The sequence below is a fragment of the Lacrimispora sphenoides JCM 1415 genome (assembly GCF_900105615.1).
Taxonomy (GTDB): domain Bacteria; phylum Bacillota; class Clostridia; order Lachnospirales; family Lachnospiraceae; genus Lacrimispora; species Lacrimispora sphenoides.
Genome location: NZ_LT630003.1, coordinates 3338148 through 3357706, shown reverse-complemented (window position 1 = coordinate 3357706; position 19559 = coordinate 3338148). Strand labels below are relative to the sequence as shown.

The window sequence follows — 19559 nt, the reverse complement described above, 5'->3', positions numbered from 1 at the left end:
GGGGTTTTCCCGAAAGATGCAAAGGAGAAAGAATGGGAGCAATTGAGAACGACTGGCTGGAACCCTTAAGCGAAGAGTTTAAAAAGCCATATTACAGGGAACTTTATCAGAAAGTGAAGCATGAATATGAAAAGACCCAGGTCTTTCCTGACCCAAACGACATTTTTAACGCGTTTCAGTTCACGCCTCTTTCCAATGCAAAGGTAGTGATTTTAGGTCAGGATCCTTATCATAATAATGGGCAGGCCCACGGGCTTTGTTTTTCCGTAAAGCCAGATGTGGATATTCCTCCGTCCCTTGTTAATATTTATCAGGAGCTTCGGGAAGATCTTGGCTGTGAGGTTCCAAATAACGGATATTTAAAAAAGTGGGCAGATCAGGGGGTCATGCTCCTAAATACGGTGCTTACGGTGCGTGCCCATGCAGCCAATTCCCACCAGGGGATCGGCTGGGAGACCTTTACGGATGCAGCCATTAAAATTTTAAATAAACAGGACCGGCCTATGGTATTCCTTTTATGGGGACGCCCGGCCCAGAATAAGAAGGTCATGTTAACAAACCCAAGGCACCTCATTCTGGAGGCGCCTCATCCCAGCCCTCTTTCCGCTTACAGGGGATTCTTTGGCTGTAAACACTTTAGCAGAACCAATGCCTATTTAAAGGAAAATGGGTTGGAGCCTATTGACTGGCAGATTGAAAATATTTAAAAAGACAGGGGAAAAGGAATGAATATCATTGAGATTTTAAAAGTAATTGTTCTTGGAATTGTGGAGGGCTTTACAGAGTGGCTGCCCATAAGCAGTACGGGCCACATGATCCTGGTAGATGAGATTATACACTTAAATCAGCCGAGTGCATTTAAAAATATGTTTTTGGTTGTCATTCAGCTGGGGGCGATTCTGGCGGTGCTGGTTTTGTATTTTGACAAGCTTAACCCCTTTTCCGTCAGGAAAAAACCGGCGCAGAAGCAGGCCACTCTGGTTCTATGGTCAAAGATCATCTTAGCCTGTATTCCCGCAGCAGTGATCGGGTTCCTGGTGGATGATATCCTTGATGAGTATCTGATGAACGGCTATGTAGTGGCGGCGACCCTGATCCTTTATGGTGTGCTGTTTATCATCATTGAGAACAGGAACCAGTACCGGAGCTTTGAAGTTCAGAAGGTGGGAGATATCTCTTACCAGACAGCTCTTTGGATCGGACTGTTTCAGCTTCTGGCCCTGATTCCGGGTACCTCACGTTCCGGTGCCACCATTCTCGGCGCCATGATCCTGGGCTGTTCCCGGGCGGCTTCCGCAGAGTTTTCCTTTTTCCTGGGAATACCGGTGATGTTTGGAGCCAGCCTTTTAAAGGTTGTGAAATATGGAATGAATTTTACCGGACCTCAGGTCTTCTATCTGATTTTAGGCATGGTGATTGCTTTTGTAGTTTCTGTTTATTCGATTAAGTTCTTAATGGGATATATCAGACAGCATGATTTTAAATTCTTCGGATATTACAGAATTGTATTGGGAGCAGTGGTGCTTTTGTATTTTACCATTACTGCTTTCCTTGGTTAAGGAAATATAGAAAAGAGAGTTGATGATCAGCGTTATGCTAATATCAACTCTCTTTTTTATGATAGTTCATAAAGGTTCCTTTCTGACGGATTACGGTTGAAACAGCATCTCGATCCGTCCTTCGGCGGCCAGCTCATCAATGCCGTCGAAATTAAATTGTAAGTTCCGGTTCTGCGTGTTAAGCCCTTTTTTCATCTCGTCGTAGTTCTTGACATTCACCTTTGTTAAACCGTAGTCAATATAGATATCACAGTCAAAGGCATTAGCGGTGTTGATTAAAAGCGCGAGGGGAATGGGGGTGTAACGCAGCTGGATATCGACTTCAATGGTCCGCATACCCATACCTCCTTTTCCTGATAGCCGGATAAACCCGGCATGAGCGTGCCAACAACATAGAGGGGTATATAGATATCAACAGGATGAAGAGTCATATGAATGACTTCAATTTTATTTTATCATCTCTTATTAGAAAAACAAGAGAAAATTGAAAAATAATTAAAAAAAAGGTTAATTACTAATAACAATCGGAGAATACGGATAGTAATCAGTAAAAAGAAACATGCCGGAGACAGTAAAAATGCCTCTGGCATGACTTGAATTAAAATATTATATTATGCATTTTCAGCAATTTCATAGATCAGACGCTCGGAATCTTCCCATCCCAGACAGGGATCGGTGATGGATTTTCCGTAAATGCCTTCTCCAACTTTCTGGCTGCCCGGCTCAATGTAGCTTTCAATCATCAGGCCTTTTACCAGGGAACGGATTTCCGGGGAATGCTTTCTGCTGTGCAGGACTTCCTTGGAAATACGGAACTGCTCCTTATATTTCTTGTTGGAATTGGAGTGGTTGGTGTCCACGATGCAGGCCGGGTTCTGGAGATTGCGGCGGCTGTACATCTCATGAAGAAGGAATAAATCTTCAAAATGGTAGTTGGGGATGCACTGGCCGTGCTTGTTGACCGCACCTCTTAGGATGGTGTGGGCCAATGGATTGCCCTTGCTTCTCACTTCCCAACCTCTGTAGGTGAAATCATGGGCCTGCTGTGCGGCCACTACGGAGTTAAGCATAACGGACATGTCTCCGCTGGTAGGATTTTTCATGCCCACGGCAACGTCACAGGCACTGGAAGTCAGACGGTGCTGCTGGTTTTCCACGGAACGGGCACCAATGGCAATGTAAGACATAATATCATCAAGATATCCCAGGTTTTCCGGATACAGCATCTCATCTGCTGTGGATAAACCGGTTTCAAGGAACACATTCATGTGCATCCTGCGGATGGCAATGAGACCTTCGTGCATGTCCGGTTTTTTTTCCGGATCAGGCTGGTGAAGCATTCCCTTGTATCCTTCTCCCGTGGTTCTGGGTTTATTGGTATAAATTCTCGGGATGAGGATCAGACGGTCTTTTGTCTTTTCCTGTACCTTCACAAGCCGGTTTACATAATCAGAAACAGACTCCTCATTGTCAGCGGAGCAAGGACCGATAATAACAAGGAATTTATCGCTTTTTCCTGTGAGTACATCGCTGATGGCTTGATCGCGTTCTATTTTAAGGGCTTTAAATTCTGCTGGAAGTGGAAAGCGTTCCTTAATTTCTTCCGGGCTTGGCAGATTGTTTACGTATTGAAATCCCATGGCATCCTCCTGTGTATGTGATTAATCTGTGTTTTTTCTGTTGATTATATAACAGAACCCGTGAAAAATCCAGCATTCATTGAAAATTTAGCAATGTGCCACCCTAAAGTGTTTCTTTTTGAGGAAAAATGGTGTATGATTGCAGAGAATGATAAGAGGAAGGATGGATTTCAATGGAACGATACTGGAATTGGCAGGGAAACTATATCGGAGTAAGGCAGAGGGATTACCTGGCTGCTTGTGACGGAAGGATTCTTGGGAAATTCTATGGAAAAGAAATCTACGACCAGAATGGGAATTACATCGGAGAACTGGGCAGAGGCGGCCGGCTGATAAAAAATAAGAACAAGGAAGATTTTCGCCGCCAGGGGTTCAGCACCTATGTGAAGGGAACCATAACCGCGGCCTTAAAGGACTGCGCCCCTTATCCCATGATTCAGGGGTATGAAGATTTTTTATAATGGATGAGAGACGAGAATGAGGAAAGAAGGATAGCAGGAATGGTGGATTTAAGCAAACTGACAGCGGGAAAGAACCTGACTGAGGTGGAGGACAGTGTTCTCCGTTATATCATTGAACACATGGATTCCATGCTTAAAATGGGGGTGAGGGGAGTTGCAAAGGAAAATTACACCTCCACCTCAACCATTATGCGCCTGACAAAAAAGCTGGGCTACAGCGGGTTTGTGGACATGTATTACAAGCTGCTGCCGCTTGTAAACCGGGCCAGGGACAATGAGGATGCCGGAATGCAGTTTATCAACAGCTTTTGCTCTAACTCTCTTTTAAAGTATAATTCCTATGAAGACATCCGGGAATTTGCCAGGCGCCTGGGCCAACTGGATGTAGGTTACGTATTTTTGTACGCAACCGGCTTTTCCGCCATTCCTGTGGAATATTTAACAAAAAAACTTCTTGTCCTTGGGATAAAATGCATTTACTCCAATGGGATGGATTCCATCGGTGTTTTTGAAAACAATCTGGAGAATATGAAAATGCTTATTGTAGTTTCCAGGTCAGGAGAAACGGACTGGGTAGCAGACCGGGTGAAAACTGCCAGAGAGAACGGCATTTTTACCGTGTCCTTTACCAATGAGGCGGAAAACCGGGTCAGTTCCATAACAGATATGCAGTTTCGCATAGAGGATAGCAATAAGCTGGATGACAGAAATATGATGGCAAACACATTTTTCCCAAATGTGTTCATGCTGATGGAGCTTTTAATCTACGAATATCATAAGGTACTTCAAAATATGGATAAAAAAGAAGAATAAAGGTTCCGGATGACGTTTAAAATAGCGGCATCCGGATTTTTTTTGAAACCTGTTACCACTTGGAATAACAGGTTCCTATTCTTTACCAAAGTATATACAAAGGGGGAGACGGCCGCTATAATACGGGTATGAATTTCACGTGAAATGAAAAACAGAAAACCATTCATTGATAGTTGGAGGAAAAGAGAATGAAAGATAAAGTGATGGATCAGTTGCAGCGCTTTTCAAAAGCAATGTTCATCCCGGTTTTGATCCTGCCCATCGCAGGTATTTTAATCGCTGTGGGAAACTTATTTACCAATGCAAAATTGCTGGAGCTTCTGCCCTTTATGGACAATCCGGTGACAAAGGGCTTTGGCACCATTTTGTCCGGTTCCCTGGTTTCGATCTTAAACAACCTGGGGCTGATTTTCTGTGTGGGACTTGCAGCCGGGCTTGCCAATAAGAAGAAATATGAGGCTGGTTTTACCGGTCTTTTAGGATTTCTGGTATTCATTAACGCCATGAACAAGTTCATGACCCTGACGGGGATCCTGTTTACAGGGGAATCTTTAAGGGGAACGGGTCAGGCCATGGTCCTTGGCGTACAGATCCTGGACATGGGCGTGTTCCTTGGAATTATTCTGGGAATCGTAACGGCCATGGTCCATAACCGGTTTTGTGAAACAGAATTTCAAAATGCGTTCCAGATTTACGGTGGTTCCAGGTTTGTATTCATCGTATTGATTCCAGTGACCGTTTTACTGGCTGTGCTCCTTACTTATGTATGGCCTTTTGTCCAGATGGGAATCACCAGCCTTGGAGGATTCATTAATCGTTCCGGAAACTTCGGGATCTTTATTTACGGTGCCCTGGAACGTCTTTTAATACCAACAGGCCTTCATCATCTGGTCTATACCCCGTTTTTATATACCTCTCTTGGAGGCATTGAAACCATAGGGGGGCAGGTGTTTGAGGGTGCAAGGAACATTTATTATGCAGAAATCGCAGACCCTTCCATTCAGGTACTGTCCCGGTCAGTGATATGGGATGCAAGAGGTATTTCCAAAATGTTCGGCCTTATGGGTGCCTGTCTTGCCATGTATCATACGGCTAGACCGGAAAACCGTAATAAGATAAAAGCCATTCTGATTCCTGCTGCATTCACTTCTTTCATTGCAGGTGTTACAGAGCCTATTGAATTTTCCTTTATGTTCGTGGCTCCGGTCCTGTTTATTGTTCATGCGGGGTTAAGCGGACTCAGCATGGTAGTTCTTAATATATTGAATGTCCGTGCCATCGGTCCTAACGGCTTTTTGGATTTCCTGCTTTTCAATGTACCTCTGGGAATTCAAAAAACCGGATGGCCCATGTATATCGTTACAGGCCTTATATTTTTTGTAGTCTATTATGCCATATTCCGCCTTCTCATTACAAAACTGAATTTAAAGACTCTGGGACGGGAAACAGAAGGAATGGAAATGAAGCTTCACACCAAGGCGGAATATAAAGAAAAGGTTGCTTCTGAAAAAGAGGGAAAAGACGCCGATGATGTGGATGCCGCGTTGATTATAAAAGCCCTGGGCGGAGCAGGTAATATTGAAAAAGTGGATAACTGCTTCACCCGTCTTCGCCTGATCCTTACAGATCCGGACCTGGTACTGGAGGATGTGCTGAAAAACGGCACCGGAGCCAATGGTGTGGTGAAAAAGGGCAATAACGTTCAGGTAATTTATGGGTTAAAGGTTACTGCTGTAAGAAGGGCTGTCGATGAGGAGCTGGGAAACGGCGAGAGTAACTAAGTGATAAACCAGACAAAGCAAGGAGGTAAAATAAAGTGAAAAAATTCTCAATCGTAATCGCAGGAGGCGGGAGTACTTATACGCCAGGTATTGTAATGATGATGATGGATAACCTGCATCGTTTTCCTATACGTTCTTTAAAGCTTTACGACAATGACGGAGAGCGTCAGGAAACCTTGGCAAAGGCCATAGGAATCGTTATGAAGGAAATTGCACCGGAGGTGGAATTTTCCTATACAACGGATCCTAAGGAAGCCTTTACTGATGTGGATTTCTGTATGGCTCATATCCGTGTGGGCAAATATGCCATGCGGGAGCTGGATGAAAAAATTCCAATGAAATACCATGTGGTTGGACAGGAGACCTGCGGTCCCGGTGGAATCGCATATGGGATGAGAAGCATTGGCGGTATGATGGAGTTAATTGATTTTATGGAAAAATATTCTCCGGACTGCTGGATGCTTAATTACTCCAATCCTGCTTCTATCGTAGCAGAGGCCTGCCGTGTGTTAAAGCCTAATTCCAAGGTATTAAATATCTGCGACATGCCGGTGGGAACCAAGAGACGTATGGGCTATATTGTAGGCAGGGATCCCAAGGACATGGATGTAAAGTATTTCGGACTGAACCATTTTGGCTGGTGGACCAGCGTAAAGGATAAGGATGGGACAGACTTGATGCCGCAGCTTTTGGATTATGTGTCTAAAAACGGGTATCTGACTGAAAAGGCTGTGGAGACTCAGCATATGGATGAAAGCTGGCAGCTGACCCATAAAAAGGCGGCAGATTTATTAAAGCTGGAACCAGATTTTCTTCCTAATACCTATTTAAAATACTACCTTTACCCGGATTATGTGGTGGAACACACCGATCCCAATCATACCAGAGCCAATGAGGTGATAGAGGGAAGAGAAAAAGAAGTGTTTAGCGCCGCAAGAGCCATCATTCAGGCAGGGACCGCAAAAGGCGGAGAGTTCTCCATAGACAATCACGCTTCCTTTATTGTGGATCTGGCCTGCGCGATTGGATTCAATACCCGTGAGCAGATGCTCTGCATCGTGGAAAATAAAGGAGCTATCTCTAATTTTGACCCTACCGCCATGGTAGAAGTTCCTTGCCTGGTGGGGAATGAAGGGCCTGAGCCTTTGTGCCAGGGAAACATTCCAACCTTTGAAAAGGGCATGATGGAAGAGCAGCTTGCAGTGGAACGTCTGGTGGTAGAAGCCTGGATCGAGGGAAGCTATTTAAAGCTGTGGCAGGCCCTGACCTTATCAAAGACTGTGCCAAGCGCCTCTGTTGCAAAACAGATTTTAGATGATCTGATAGAGGCCAATAAAGAATATTGGCCGGAATTAAAGTAAGATTATCGCAATTAGTTAAATAATAAAGCTCTTAGGGAGACTTTAGCCCCGTCCTTTTGATAGGACGGGGTATTTTTTTGTTTATATATTAACATTTAATTCTGTCAATACACAGCAATAAAATTGTTTGAAGTAAAATCAAAACAAAGAAATCAAAAATATATGAAAGCAAAATGTTGACAAATACAAAAATTATGATAATATAAAATTGAGATATGAAACTAAACAAAAATAAAGAGAAAGGAAATGAAAGAATGAAACTAAGTGAGTTAACGGAAGCAAAGCTGGCAAATCTGTTTGACCATACCTGCTTAAAAGCCGGTGCGGTAAAAGCTGATTTTGATCAGCTGTGCAGGGAGGCAAAAGAGAATGGTTTTAAGATGGTTGCGATCAACTCCTCACCGGTTGCCTATTGCAGATCCCTGTTAAAGGATACTCCGGTCCATGTGGGGGCCGCTATTGGATTTCCTTTGGGGCAGACAACCATCGAGACAAAGTGCTTCGAGACGCAGGATGCGATTTTACATGGGGCGGATGAAATTGATTATGTAATCAATATCGGAGAACTGAAAAACGGAAATTATGATTACATAGAAGAAGAGATGAGGCAGATCTGTGATATCTGCCGGAAAGCAGGTGTTTTAAGTAAAGTTATCTTTGAAAACTGCTATCTCGAAAAAGATGAGATCCGTAAAGCCGCGGAGATTGCCAAAAAAGTAAAACCGGATTTTGTCAAGACCTCTACCGGGTTTGGAACAAGCGGGGCAACTGCGGAAGATGTGAGGCTGATGAAAGAGGTCGTAGGAGAAGAAATCAAAGTGAAGGCAGCAGGAGGAATACGTGACTGGGAAACCTGCAGGCAGATGATTGAAGCAGGAGCTGAGCGCATCGGCACCAGCAGCAGCTTTAGGATACTGGAAGGCTACCGTGAAGCTTTGAAGTCCGGCTACTAAAAGATGAGGGTGGGGAACAAACATGTTAAAAATTTCAGCTTTAATCAATGAAGATTTAATGATTACAGATTTATCGGCAGACCATAAGGAGAAATGTCTGACGGATATGATTGCCCTGCTAAAGGCAGAAGGCCGGATTGAAGACGAAGCGGTCTTTCTGGAGACCGTGATGGAGCGGGAGGCAATCGGACCTACAGGAATCGGCATGCAGGTGGCAATTCCTCATGGTAAGAGCCACACGGTGAAGAGTCCGGCCCTGGTTTTTGCGAAAAGCAAAGACGGTGTGAATTTCAATGCCCCAGATGGGAGCCTTGCATCCCTGATCTTTCTGATTGCAGTTCCGGACACAACGGATGATCTGCATTTAAAGATATTGGCAAAGCTTGCAAGAAGCCTGATGCATGAAGAATTCAGAAGCCGTTTACTGACATGTGAGGATAAAAGACAACTGTTCACTATTTTAGAAGAGGGGGTTTCTTTATGAAATTAGTAGCAATTACTTCCTGCTCCACAGGAATCGCACATACTTATATGGCTGCAGAGAAACTTATGATGGAAGCTAAATCTATGGGGCACGAGATCAAGGTTGAAACACAGGGATCCATTGGTGCAGAAAATGTACTTACAGCGGAAGACATTGCCGCAGCAGATGCAGTGCTTATCGCAGCCAATACCGGTGTCAACAAGGAACGGTTTCATGGAAAACGTCTGTATGAGACCAATGTGGAGGACGGCATCAACAAGGCCGGTGAGATCATTGAGAAGGCGCTGGCAAGTACATATATTTACAAGAACGCTGAGGCAGGTATGGACACAAGTGCAGTGCAAAATACGAAACAAAAGGTTAGTGTCTACAAACATCTGATGGCAGGTGTTTCCTATATGATTCCCTTTGTTGTGGCGGGAGGCATCTGTATTGCCCTTTCTTTTGCATTCGGCGGCATCCATTCGGAGGGGCCGATTGCACAGGCCTTCAGCATGATTGGAGGCGGAGTCTGCATGGCTCTCATGTTCCCAATTCTGGGAGGATTTATCGGACACTCCATCTCAGACCGGCCCGGCCTTCTGCCCGGTATGGTGGGTGGTATGCTTGCCAGCACATTGAATGCTGGATTTTTAGGTGCGCTGATCGGTGGATTTTTAGGCGGATACGCGGCATTATTCTTAAAAAAGGTGATTAAAATGCCAAAGGGTCTGGAAGGCCTGATGCCTGTTCTGATCGTACCGTTTTTATCATCTGTGATTGTAGGGCTTACCATGATTTTTATCATCGGTACTCCTTTTAAGGCGCTCAATGTTTGGATCACAGAGTTTTTAAACAGCTTATCCGGTGTGAATTCCGCCCTTCTGGGATTGATTCTTGGGGCAATGATGGCGGTCGATTTAGCTGGGCCCATCGGAAAAGCAGCTTATTTCTTTGGAGTTGCGTCTTTAACAACCTTGTCTCCGGGAGAGACGGCACCGGTTATGGCGGCGGTTATGGCCTCGGGTATGGTTCCACCGTTAGCAATGGCACTTTCCACCATCATTGCGAAGGATCGTTATACCACAGACCAAATTGAGTCGGGAAAGACGGCCTGGATCCTGGGAGCTTCTTTTATCAGCGAGGGGGCAATCCCCTTTGCGGCAGCCGATCCGGTCCGTGTACTACCTTCTGTTACCATTGGAGCAGCGGTTACCGGAGCGTTATCCATGATCTTTAACTGCGGGCTGGCGGTTCCTCATGGCGGGGCCTTTGTATTTGTTATTCCGGGGGCAGTTTCCAATCTGCCGTTCTACCTTGTGGCAATTATCGTGGGAACCATCATATCCGGAGTTTTGGTAAGCTTTTTAAAGAAACGCTGATTGAACAGCGGTGAGGGGAAATAAGGATGAGAGACATAATAAATATCTGTTTAATAGGCGCAGGGCGTGCAGGAATGATTCATGCAAGAAATTTCGTATCCCGTGTACCGTATGCGAAAATGGCGGCAGTCTGTGATCCTTCGGAAGCTGCGTGTCAGGCGGCGGTGAAGGAGCTGGAGATTTCACTGTATTACACAGATTATAAGGAAGCACTGAAAAATGAAGAGATCGATGCCGTAGTCGTTGTCACGCCCACGGTGTTTCACCGTGAGATTGTGATCGCGGCCGCAAATGCCAAGAAACACATTCTCTGCGAAAAGCCAATGGCAATGAATGAGAAAGAGTGCGAGGAGATGATCGGTGCCGCAAAGGCAAACGGCGTCAAGCTTCAAATCGGGTTCATGCGGAGATTTGATGACAGCTTCGTCTACGGGAAGAAGCTTGTGGAGGAAGGGGAGATCGGTGATGTGGTGCTTGTTAAATCTCTCACAAGGGGCCCCAGCATACCCAAGCCATGGATGTATGATATTAAAAAGAGCAATGGCCCCCTCGCAGAAGTAAACAGCCATGACATCGACACGCTCCGCTGGTTTACAAAGGGAGAATTTCAAACCGTATACGCTGTGGCGGGAAATTACCGGTGCATGGAGGCGAAAGAGGAGTTCCCTGATTTCTATGATAACGTCATACTGAATGCAAAGTTTGACAATGGCATTCTGGGAAGCATTGACGGCGCCCAGGGAGTGGGCTATGGGTACGATGCGCGCGTGGAAATACTGGGAACCAGAGGACTGATTACATTAGGGGAGCTAAAGGATAAGACCACAGTCATATATACCAAAAATAAGGTTGGCAGAATGGATGTTGTGAACAGCTGGACCCACCTGTTCCGGGAGGCTTATATCAATGAAGACATCAGCTTTATCCAGGCGATTTTAAATGACCGGGAACCGGAAGTGACAGGAAAGGACGGCTTGATGGCTGTAAAGGTGGTCAATGCCGGAAATGAATCCATTGTCACCGGAGAGATTGTGAAACTGTAAGGTGCATGCTGCAGGAATTGTACCCCAGGGAACGTACTGCAGAAGCAGAGAGTGTAGAAATATAAGGGAGTATTTATGAAAGCGATAAGATTATATGGAAAAGAGGATCTGCGTCTGGAGGACGTAAAAGTACCTGAAATATCCGGGGATGAAGTTCTGATAAAGACAAAGAGTGCAGCGCTTTGCGGAACCGATATCCGGATGTACAAAAACGGTGCATCAGGAATCGATAAGGATCATCCGCTGATCATCGGACATGAGATCAGCGGGATCATTGAACAAGTCGGTAAGCATGTACGGGGCTATCGTCCCGGCATGAGGGTTGCCGTAGCCCCTAATATGGGCTGCGGAACCTGTGACAGCTGTGTGTCCGGCAATACCCATCTGTGCGCGGATTATCAGGCGCTTGGAATCAACTTAGACGGGGGATTTGCCGAATATGTCAGGATTCCGAAAGCTGCGGTTATCCAGGGAAATATAAAAATACTGGAGGACCACATGGGCTTTGACGAAGCGGCTGTGGCAGAACCGCTTTCCTGTGTGTATAACGGACAGGAGCAGGCAGGAATTCAACCAGGGGATAAAGTGCTGGTTATCGGAGCAGGGCCGATCGGTCTGATGCATGGAATGCTGGCAAAGATGCAGGGAGCAGGGCTGGTCATGATGAATGACCTGTCCGCAGAACGCCTGGCTTACTGCAAGTCACTGTATCCGTATATGCATACCATAGAGGCAGATTCCCTGCGTGAGACGGTGATGCATCTCACGAAAAACCGGGGGGCGGACGTGATTATTGTTGCCTGCCCGTCTGGAGAAATGCAGTCCATGGCCATCGAACTGGCTGGCTTATTCGGCAGAGTTTTATTCTTTGGAGGCCTGCCAAAAGACCGGGAGATGGTTTCAATCAATTCAAACTTGATCCACTATAAGCAGATCAGTATCCATGGAAGCACCAGAGCCAGCTTAAGCCAGTACCGCAAAGTCCTGGATTTTGCGGCAGACGGTGTCATCGACTTAAAGCAACTGGTTACCCATGTCTATGAGATCGGGGACTATCAGAAGGCATTTACTGAAGCGGTAAAATCCAGCGGGCTCAAGCATGTGATCCGATTTTAACCTCATCAAGCAAGAAGCGAAGCGGATTGGGGATATCCGATTGACAATTGGCCTTCTCCTTACTTTATTTTTTCGGTTATTTATAGTATATTAGATATAGTAAAAACAGGGGTGAAGCCAAATGAATGAAAAAGAAACCGTATTTATGGAAGAACGAAAGCAGATGATTTTGAATTTACTGCAGGAGACCGAGAAGGTGACGGTAGCCTATTTAAGTGAACTGTTCAATGTATCAGGTGCAACAATCCGAAGCGACTTAAGAGATCTGGAGAACGAAAAGCTTCTGCTCAGGACCCATGGCGGGGCAATGCGGATATCCAAGTCGGCATTTGAGATAGAACCGCAAAAGCGGGGAGAAGCCACCGAATGCAAGGAGGCGATAGCCAGGGCGGCGGTAACGTTCATTGACGACGGGGATACGATTGCGGTGGATACGGGCAGTACCTGTTATGCATTTGCCAAGCATCTGGGTACGAAAAAGGATCTTCGCGTCGTGACCAACGACTTAAGCATTGCCGCTCTGCTTGACCAGTTTGAGGATGTTACGGTTTACTTCATCGGAGGTGTCATCCGCAAGCATTATAATTGTACCATAGGCAGCTTTGGTACCGCACCGTTTCAGGATCTGGTTGTGGATAAGGCAATTATGGGTACAAACAGTTTTACTCTGGCAAAGGGAGCGACAACCCCGGATGTAGGACAGGCGGAGATGAAAAAGCTGCTTGTATCTATATCGGATAAGGTTTTCATCCTGGGAAGCAGTGATAAAATCGGCCGGAATTCGTTTGTGACCTTTGCGGAAAGCAATCAGATTGATGTGATCATTACGGATGGGGCGATCAGTAAGGCATATAAAGAAAGCATAGAAGATAGTGGTATTGAATTGGTGATTGCTGAATAAAAGGGATTGCGGCAAAGGAAATTTACACGTTCATCTCAACCAATTATTTCTAAAAAAAGCTGGGCTACAGTGGTGGTATATAATAAAAACTGTAGCCTGGCAAAGCTATATCTACATGTTTTTTTCGCACGATATTGTAAGTGCAGAAAATATTTATACTCCCGTATTAACCCCCAATTTAATTAACTCAAAATTTCTCATCAAACCATTTTGGTTTCGGATAGCACATAACAGCTTTTATGGCGTATTTGACAAAGTTTATTTCATATTCCATAACGGGGAATAACTGCCCCTTCCTTCATTTATATCTTCTATCATATCTAGTCCCCTTTCTCCATTCTTCTTTCTTTTCGTATCCCACATAGCCACTTAAACAATAAGAAGCAGACATGTATTAACGTTTACATGAATTGTCCTTCATATTGGCGTTTTGAGAAAGTTTACTTTCATTTTACTGCAGTTTGATAGATAAATTTACATAGTGCATTTATACTGGAAGTAAAACAATAAGGCTGCATGATTAAGAAGACTGCAGTGCAAAGGAGGTGGCTTTATGCAGCTGCATTTTCCAGTTTTGCCGGAAGAACTGACCAGTGCAGACCAAAAAATTATAGAATATATCAGCAGCCATACCGACGTATTTTTGTTTATGACCATCGGGCAGCTGTCAGCCTCTTTAGGACTGTCGGATGCAACGGTTTCCCGTTTTGCACGTCATGTGGGCTGTAAGGATTTTAAGGAGCTTAAGCATGTAGTAATACAGCAGAGTACGGAACATAGGCCGGTACAAAAAATAGCTGCACCGCTTTTGCAGGAGACGGAATTTACACTGCAAAATTGGCTCTTAAGGCAGCTGCATTGCTTACAAAAGACCCTGGAGCAGCTGGATCCATCGGAGTTTGAGTGTGCTATTAGGTCGATTCAGGAGGCAAAGTGCATCTTTATTTATGCTAAAAATGCCTCATTCTCTCTGGGACAGCTTTTGTTTTTCCGCCTGCGCCGCCTTGGGCTTTCTGTGGTGCTTCTCCCATCCGGTGGCGCAGAGGTGCTTGAGGGTTTGGCACAGGCAGGAGCAGGAGACCTTGTCATCATGTTTAATATTTCCAGAGTTTCCCGGGAGGGGAATATGATTCTTAAGTATCAGAAAATAGCTGCATACCATACGCTGGCTTTTACCAGCAGGCTATATGTACCGGATAAGCAAAAAGCTGATATACAGCTGTATGTTTACCAGGGTGAGGAAAAGGAATACCATTCCATGTCTGCCCCCATTGCTGTAGTAGATGGGCTGGTTGTGGCATTGTCGGATAGGATGGGATATGAATCTGCCCATAGACGAAAGCGAAGTGCTTTCTCCGTCGGAAGAATTATTTGAAGCCGCTAAGCAACTGGCTTCCCCATTGGATCTGGTGAAATGGGTGGCACAAAACGGCAAACTTCCTGTTGTGAACTTTGCCGCCGGAGGCGTGGCGGCTCCTGCTGATGCCGCACTGATGATGCAGTTGGGAGCGGAAGGTGTGTTTGTGGGTTCTGGTATTTTTAAGTCCGGCAATCCGGAAAAACGTGCCGCCGCCATTGTGGTAATAAAGATCAGTTATAAAATGACGGAAATTGTAGTATTAGAGTCGGAATTTTAATAAATAAAAATAATCAACGCTTAGGCAGAAAAATGCAACGTCAATTACAAAAACATTTATTGGGGAAATATTTTGGTATAATATAAGTGTCAAGTAAAGAATGATAATTAAGGAGCGTTATTATTAACGTTATGCATAGAATAATGAATATTAATTATCCTTGTTTATCATTTAAACTGTGATTAATTTTAACATCAATGAAATTCGATAGCAGTAAGCGGTCGTTGGTAGTTGATTGGATATGTGCTTGTGGTCTTATTACAAGTGCTAATTTTCCAATACACCAATGGTCGCTTTTTTATTTGATTAAACAATAAAAGCTGGTTTTGTTGATGGAGTATGATTGTCTTTTGGGATAGTGAATTTTATGTTCGAAGAAATAGGGCAATTATATATTATTAACTGTTTTAGTAGAAAGAGGTGATTCCATTGGACTATTTGGGGCACTGTAAAAATCCAAAGATGTCACTATTTAGATTTATAAGATAGGATTCTTACAATGAATTAGTAGCTAAAATAGGTTCTATGAAAAGAGAACTTGAAAAACTTTCAAGTTTACGTATAGAATAAATAACGATGTTGGAAAGGAGAATTAATGTATAAAATTAGTGCAGTATTTTTATCTGTCATATTATCTTTTTCTCTATTTAACGTAGCTTTTGCCAAAGAGATGCCAAATTTTGAAACACATTCAATCACTGCTGAGCCAGAAGGAATAGTATTGGAAGTAGATTCTCAAGAAGAGTTTGAGGCGCTACGTTTTTCGAAAGTGCATGATTTCTTAGTTACTCCACATGTTAACTATACTGGTGTCAATAATGTACATTGGCAGTACGAATACTTGGACAGCAATCGCACTGTTGCTGTAAACACTTCCTTTATTGTTTCAATTAAAGAAATTAGTGGAAACTATCATAATTACGATGTTACGAAGTATGTAGAATATTATGCTTCGGGCGGCGTTAGAGGTTGGTAAAATGAAAAAATATTTACCGCATGTACTTCTATCATTATTTTCAGTGCCTATCAGTTATATTGCAACAAGCCTTATGATGTTGACACCATTTTCAATTAACTATAATACTACAGTGTGTCTGTTTACTTTATCATTTAATGTAACTAGTTTAATTTTAACAGCTCAAATTTTTCGACAAAAATAATAAAAATAAATTCCAAAATATCTAGGTGAATTCGGAAAGGTCTAAAACACCCCCTTTTGAAGTGACGTTGAATGTTTGTGCCGAAGCTACAGATGATAAAAAGAAAGAAGCATTTCAACAACAAGAGGGTAAGATCAAAATTTCCTAAAGTTGACACCAATTTGCGTATCAGCTATAATAATTCACGTAGACTTATAAGGGTGGAATACGTTAAAACCTACGTAGCCATCAACTTTTGTGAGGTTATAATGGGTTATATGAAGCTCCATCTGCTAACTAAATATATGTAGAGTAATTCAGAGGTAATTTCATGGACTTGAAGAAGGAGTGGGAGAAATACGAGAAGGAAATAGAGTTCAATTATTCTGTACTGCCAGATGAGATGAAGAGCAGAGGAGAATTGATCACCTATGCGCCAAAACAATTTATCGTATCCCAAGGAGAATTTCCCCAATATATCTATTTTATTAAAGAGGGAATTGCTTTAGGAACGAGAAATTATTCTGATGGTAATGAATATAACTATTTCCAGATAGATAAAAATAATGGAAGTATCGGTTTGCTTGAACTTTTTGCGCGTAAAGATGCATATGTTGCAACTATTATCAGTATGACGGAGGTTAAAGCCGTCAGAATGGAGTCTGCGGCTATCTATGCATATGTAATGAATCATATCGATATGTTAAGACGCTGCCTGGCATTGGTATCAGATGATTTATATAAACGATCGGGGAATGACGGTATCTTTTATTATTTAGATGGATTGGACCGGGTACGGTACTATTTAGTTAATTATTATGATGCACATAAAAAAGAAACAACTGATACAGTAACTGTAGAAGCAGAATACCAGGATATTGCAAATAGTGTGGGCATCAGCCTCCGGACTGTGGGAAGAAGCCTCCGTAAGCTGAAGGACAGAGAAGAAATAAATTCAATACGTAAAAAGTTAATTATTACAAAAGAAAAGTATGATATCTTATTTGATAACTTGTGGATTCGGTAAAATTGCCGCAAATTGCTTGGAATGAAAAGCGATTTGTGGCAATTTTTTTATTGGAATCCGGAAAGGAAAAGCCATATGACCTTTACTGAAATAGCAAATTTACCATATAATCATCACGTACAGTACGAAACAAAAATATTTTTGTAAATTAATGAGGAGTATGAGGTATGTCCAATAATACTGGAAAAAGAATTCTGATTGATACAGACCTGGGCGATGATACAGATGATGCCGCTGCGCTGATCATGGCGCTGAATTCAACGGAATTTGAGATTGTCGGAATTACAACTGTTTATCACAACACCTATAAAAGGGCGGAAATGGTACTGGATCTATGTGAGCAATATGGAAAAAAAGGAATTGAAGTATGTGCAGGTTACAGTATCCCCCTTATAGAAAGACCTGATTTTGAAGAAGATCCAATTCAATATGAGATTCTGAGAAAAGGGAGGAAGTATCCGGTATATCAGGAGATGAACGGAGCGGAATTCATAATTCAGAAGGTAAAAGAAAACCCTGATCTTACAATTGTAGAAATGGGTGCCATGACCAATCTTGCAAAGGCTTTTTATGAAGCTCCGGACATCATGAAGCAGACAAATATCATAGCCATGGGAGGTGTTTTCTCAAGCAGCGCCCCGGAATGGAACATCCGATGTGATCCGGAGGCGGCAAGAATTGTTATGGACTACGCAGAGCATCTGACAATGTTTGGACTTGATGTCACAAAATACTGCAGAATCTCAGAAGAGCTTTTGGAGAAGTTATGCCCGCCGGGAAACGAAAGGATGCAATATTACAGGAGAGGAGCAGAAATCTTCCGGGAAAAGACGGGATATCCCGTCACCTTTCATGATGCATTGCTGATAGCATATCTTTTGGATCCGACGGTTGTGAGCTTAAGGCAGAATGATTTTAATGTGGAACTTTCCGGAGAAAATACAAGAGGTGCAATCGTATTTAAAACAAATGCCTATGACCTGCATGTGGAAGTTGAGAAGGATTTTAAATATGCGGAATTGATTGATGTAGAAAAATTTAGAAGCATTGTAAAAGAGAGAATTTATTAAAATCAGGAGGTACGATCATGAAAAAGAAAATAGCTTTGATTTTGGCAATGTGTTTATCGATGAGTACATTATTTACGGGCTGCTCTGCACCGGAACCGGAAAAGGAGGCTGGTAACAATTCTGCGAAAACGACCGGTGAAACGTTTGATGGAACTTCAGCCGATTATAAGGTGGCTTTGATGATACCGGGTAATTTAGGTGATAAATCCTTTTTTGACGCATCCTTTGAAGCAATCGGCCTTTTAGAAAAAGAGTTTGGCATGAAGGTAGACTATGTGGAAGCCGGACGTGATGCCTCGAAATATTATTCAGCTTATGTGGATTTATGTGAGAAGGGGTATGATCTCATACTTACCGTATCCAGTAACGGGGATGATGCACTGACACAGGCGGCAGAAGAGTATCCGGAACAAAAGTTTATCAATTTAGACGGACAAATGGAAGAGATCCCTTCCAACGTATATATTATGGCTCCGAAGAATAATGAGATGAGCTATCTGGCTGGCGCAGCAGCGGCATTAAAAGCAAAAGAACTGAATGAAGGGTTCATTGGCTTTGTGGGAGGAATGGATATCCCGGGAATCAATGAATTCTTAGTGGGATATATTGAAGGGGCTTTAGAAATTAATCCGGATATAAAGGTTGCTGCATCCTATGTGGGCAATTTTACAGATACTGCAAAAGGAAAAGAAAATGCACTGATTCTCTACAATTCAGGAATATCAGTTATTTTTGCGGCGGCGGGACAGTCAGGTATTGGAGTCATTGACGGGGCAGTAGAGAAAGGGAAATTTGTCATTGGAGTTGATTCCGACCAAGCAGAGTCGTTAAAAGATTCCCGTCCGGATATGGCGAATGTAATCATCACGTCTGCGATCAAAAACATTCCTGAAAATGCGGTTACAATCGTACGGCAGGCCATGGATGCCGAAGTGAAATATGGAAGCAAAGGTTTTTACGGAATTAAAGAAGGGGCAGTGGGAATTGCAGAAAATGAGTTCTATGAAAAGTTAATGACACAAGCTGCAAGAGAGCAGATAAAGGAGTTAAAAAATAAAGTAATAAATGGAGAAGTCAAACTGACCGATCCGACCGGACTGACAACAGAAGAAGTGAGCAAGATAAGGGATGATGTGCGCCCGTAGTATTTGAACCGTAAAGCAGCATTTGCTTATGAGCAAGCAGCGGGCGGATTGCGATAAAAGCGTTCGGA

Annotated in this window: 19 protein-coding genes and 1 pseudogene; 18 read left to right on the top strand and 2 right to left on the bottom strand. The window is 43.4% G+C overall.

Annotated elements, in window-relative coordinates; all coding sequences use genetic code 11:
• Positions 1 to 32: 32 nt before the first annotated feature.
• Together ung and BMX69_RS15135 are read left to right on the top strand one after the other, a co-directional pair.
• On the top strand, positions 33 to 707 hold the full coding sequence (gene ung, locus BMX69_RS15140; protein WP_100042804.1) for a uracil-DNA glycosylase: 675 nt from the start codon (positions 33 to 35) through the stop codon (positions 705 to 707).
• An 18-nt stretch (positions 708 to 725) separates the two neighbouring features.
• Entirely contained in the window at positions 726 to 1559 is an 834-nt protein-coding gene (locus BMX69_RS15135; RefSeq protein ID WP_100042803.1) for an undecaprenyl-diphosphate phosphatase, read from the top strand.
• A 90-nt stretch (positions 1560 to 1649) separates the two neighbouring features.
• Here BMX69_RS15135 and BMX69_RS15130 read toward each other — a convergent pair whose 3' ends face one another.
• Entirely contained in the window at positions 1650 to 1895 is a 246-nt protein-coding gene (locus BMX69_RS15130; RefSeq protein ID WP_025234776.1) for an HPr family phosphocarrier protein, read from the bottom strand.
• A gap of 275 nt (positions 1896 to 2170) precedes the next feature.
• The gene (locus BMX69_RS15125) at positions 2171 to 3199 is read right to left on the bottom strand and encodes a 3-deoxy-7-phosphoheptulonate synthase (RefSeq protein WP_054791114.1); all 1029 of its coding nucleotides are present in this window, start codon (positions 3197 to 3199) and stop codon (positions 2171 to 2173) included.
• A gap of 173 nt (positions 3200 to 3372) precedes the next feature.
• Here BMX69_RS15125 and BMX69_RS15120 point away from each other — a divergent pair, with 173 nt between their 5' ends.
• The 16 genes and pseudogenes from BMX69_RS15120 (at position 3373) to BMX69_RS15040 (ending at position 19491) form a co-directional block, all read left to right on the top strand.
• Positions 3373 to 3660 carry a hypothetical protein gene (locus BMX69_RS15120; RefSeq protein ID WP_025234774.1) on the top strand — a complete coding sequence of 96 codons (288 nt, stop codon included), beginning with the start codon at positions 3373 to 3375 and terminating at the stop codon, positions 3658 to 3660.
• 3 nt (positions 3661 to 3663) lie between these two features.
• Entirely contained in the window at positions 3664 to 4473 is an 810-nt protein-coding gene (locus BMX69_RS15115; protein ID WP_330387441.1) for a MurR/RpiR family transcriptional regulator, read from the top strand.
• A 188-nt stretch (positions 4474 to 4661) separates the two neighbouring features.
• Positions 4662 to 6254, top strand: a complete 1593-nt coding sequence (locus tag BMX69_RS15110; RefSeq protein ID WP_100042802.1) for a PTS transporter subunit EIIC — start codon at positions 4662 to 4664, stop codon at positions 6252 to 6254.
• Between the two features lie 35 nt (positions 6255 to 6289).
• Positions 6290 to 7615, top strand: a complete 1326-nt coding sequence (locus BMX69_RS15105; protein ID WP_092243620.1) for a 6-phospho-alpha-glucosidase — start codon at positions 6290 to 6292, stop codon at positions 7613 to 7615.
• A 254-nt stretch (positions 7616 to 7869) separates the two neighbouring features.
• Positions 7870 to 8568: a deoxyribose-phosphate aldolase gene (gene deoC / locus BMX69_RS15100; RefSeq protein WP_100042801.1), complete on the top strand. Its 699-nt coding sequence runs from the start codon at positions 7870 to 7872 to the stop codon at positions 8566 to 8568.
• Between the two features lie 22 nt (positions 8569 to 8590).
• Positions 8591 to 9052: a PTS sugar transporter subunit IIA gene (locus tag BMX69_RS15095; protein ID WP_054791115.1), complete on the top strand. Its 462-nt coding sequence runs from the start codon at positions 8591 to 8593 to the stop codon at positions 9050 to 9052.
• Positions 9049 to 10413 (top strand): PTS fructose transporter subunit IIC, encoded by a 1365-nt coding sequence (locus BMX69_RS15090; RefSeq protein WP_100042800.1) that lies wholly within the window; start codon positions 9049 to 9051, stop codon positions 10411 to 10413. The genes BMX69_RS15095 and BMX69_RS15090 overlap by 4 nt, the downstream gene beginning before the upstream one ends.
• A gap of 26 nt (positions 10414 to 10439) precedes the next feature.
• On the top strand, positions 10440 to 11456 hold the full coding sequence (locus BMX69_RS15085) for a Gfo/Idh/MocA family oxidoreductase (protein ID WP_100042799.1): 1017 nt from the start codon (positions 10440 to 10442) through the stop codon (positions 11454 to 11456).
• Positions 11457 to 11531: 75 nt separating this feature from the next.
• Positions 11532 to 12572 (top strand): alcohol dehydrogenase catalytic domain-containing protein, encoded by a 1041-nt coding sequence (locus tag BMX69_RS15080; RefSeq protein WP_054791116.1) that lies wholly within the window; start codon positions 11532 to 11534, stop codon positions 12570 to 12572.
• 121 nt (positions 12573 to 12693) lie between these two features.
• Positions 12694 to 13473: a DeoR/GlpR family DNA-binding transcription regulator gene (locus BMX69_RS15075; protein ID WP_025234765.1), complete on the top strand. Its 780-nt coding sequence runs from the start codon at positions 12694 to 12696 to the stop codon at positions 13471 to 13473.
• Between the two features lie 553 nt (positions 13474 to 14026).
• Entirely contained in the window at positions 14027 to 14848 is an 822-nt protein-coding gene (locus BMX69_RS15070; protein WP_100042798.1) for a MurR/RpiR family transcriptional regulator, read from the top strand.
• A pseudogene (locus BMX69_RS15065) lies at positions 14835 to 15089 on the top strand (pyridoxal 5'-phosphate synthase lyase subunit PdxS); the annotation flags it as partial. The gene BMX69_RS15070 and the pseudogene BMX69_RS15065, both read left to right, overlap by 14 nt.
• Before the next feature lie 616 nt (positions 15090 to 15705).
• A complete protein-coding gene (locus BMX69_RS15060; RefSeq protein WP_054791120.1) occupies positions 15706 to 16086 on the top strand; it encodes a hypothetical protein in 381 nt (126 codons plus the stop codon).
• 494 nt (positions 16087 to 16580) lie between these two features.
• The gene (locus BMX69_RS15050) at positions 16581 to 17276 is read left to right on the top strand and encodes a Crp/Fnr family transcriptional regulator (protein ID WP_100042797.1); all 696 of its coding nucleotides are present in this window, start codon (positions 16581 to 16583) and stop codon (positions 17274 to 17276) included.
• Positions 17277 to 17443: 167 nt separating this feature from the next.
• The gene (locus BMX69_RS15045; protein ID WP_054791124.1) at positions 17444 to 18346 is read left to right on the top strand and encodes a nucleoside hydrolase; all 903 of its coding nucleotides are present in this window, start codon (positions 17444 to 17446) and stop codon (positions 18344 to 18346) included.
• Positions 18347 to 18363: 17 nt separating this feature from the next.
• A complete protein-coding gene (locus tag BMX69_RS15040; RefSeq protein WP_100042796.1) occupies positions 18364 to 19491 on the top strand; it encodes a BMP family ABC transporter substrate-binding protein in 1128 nt (375 codons plus the stop codon).
• Positions 19492 to 19559 lie beyond the last annotated feature (68 nt).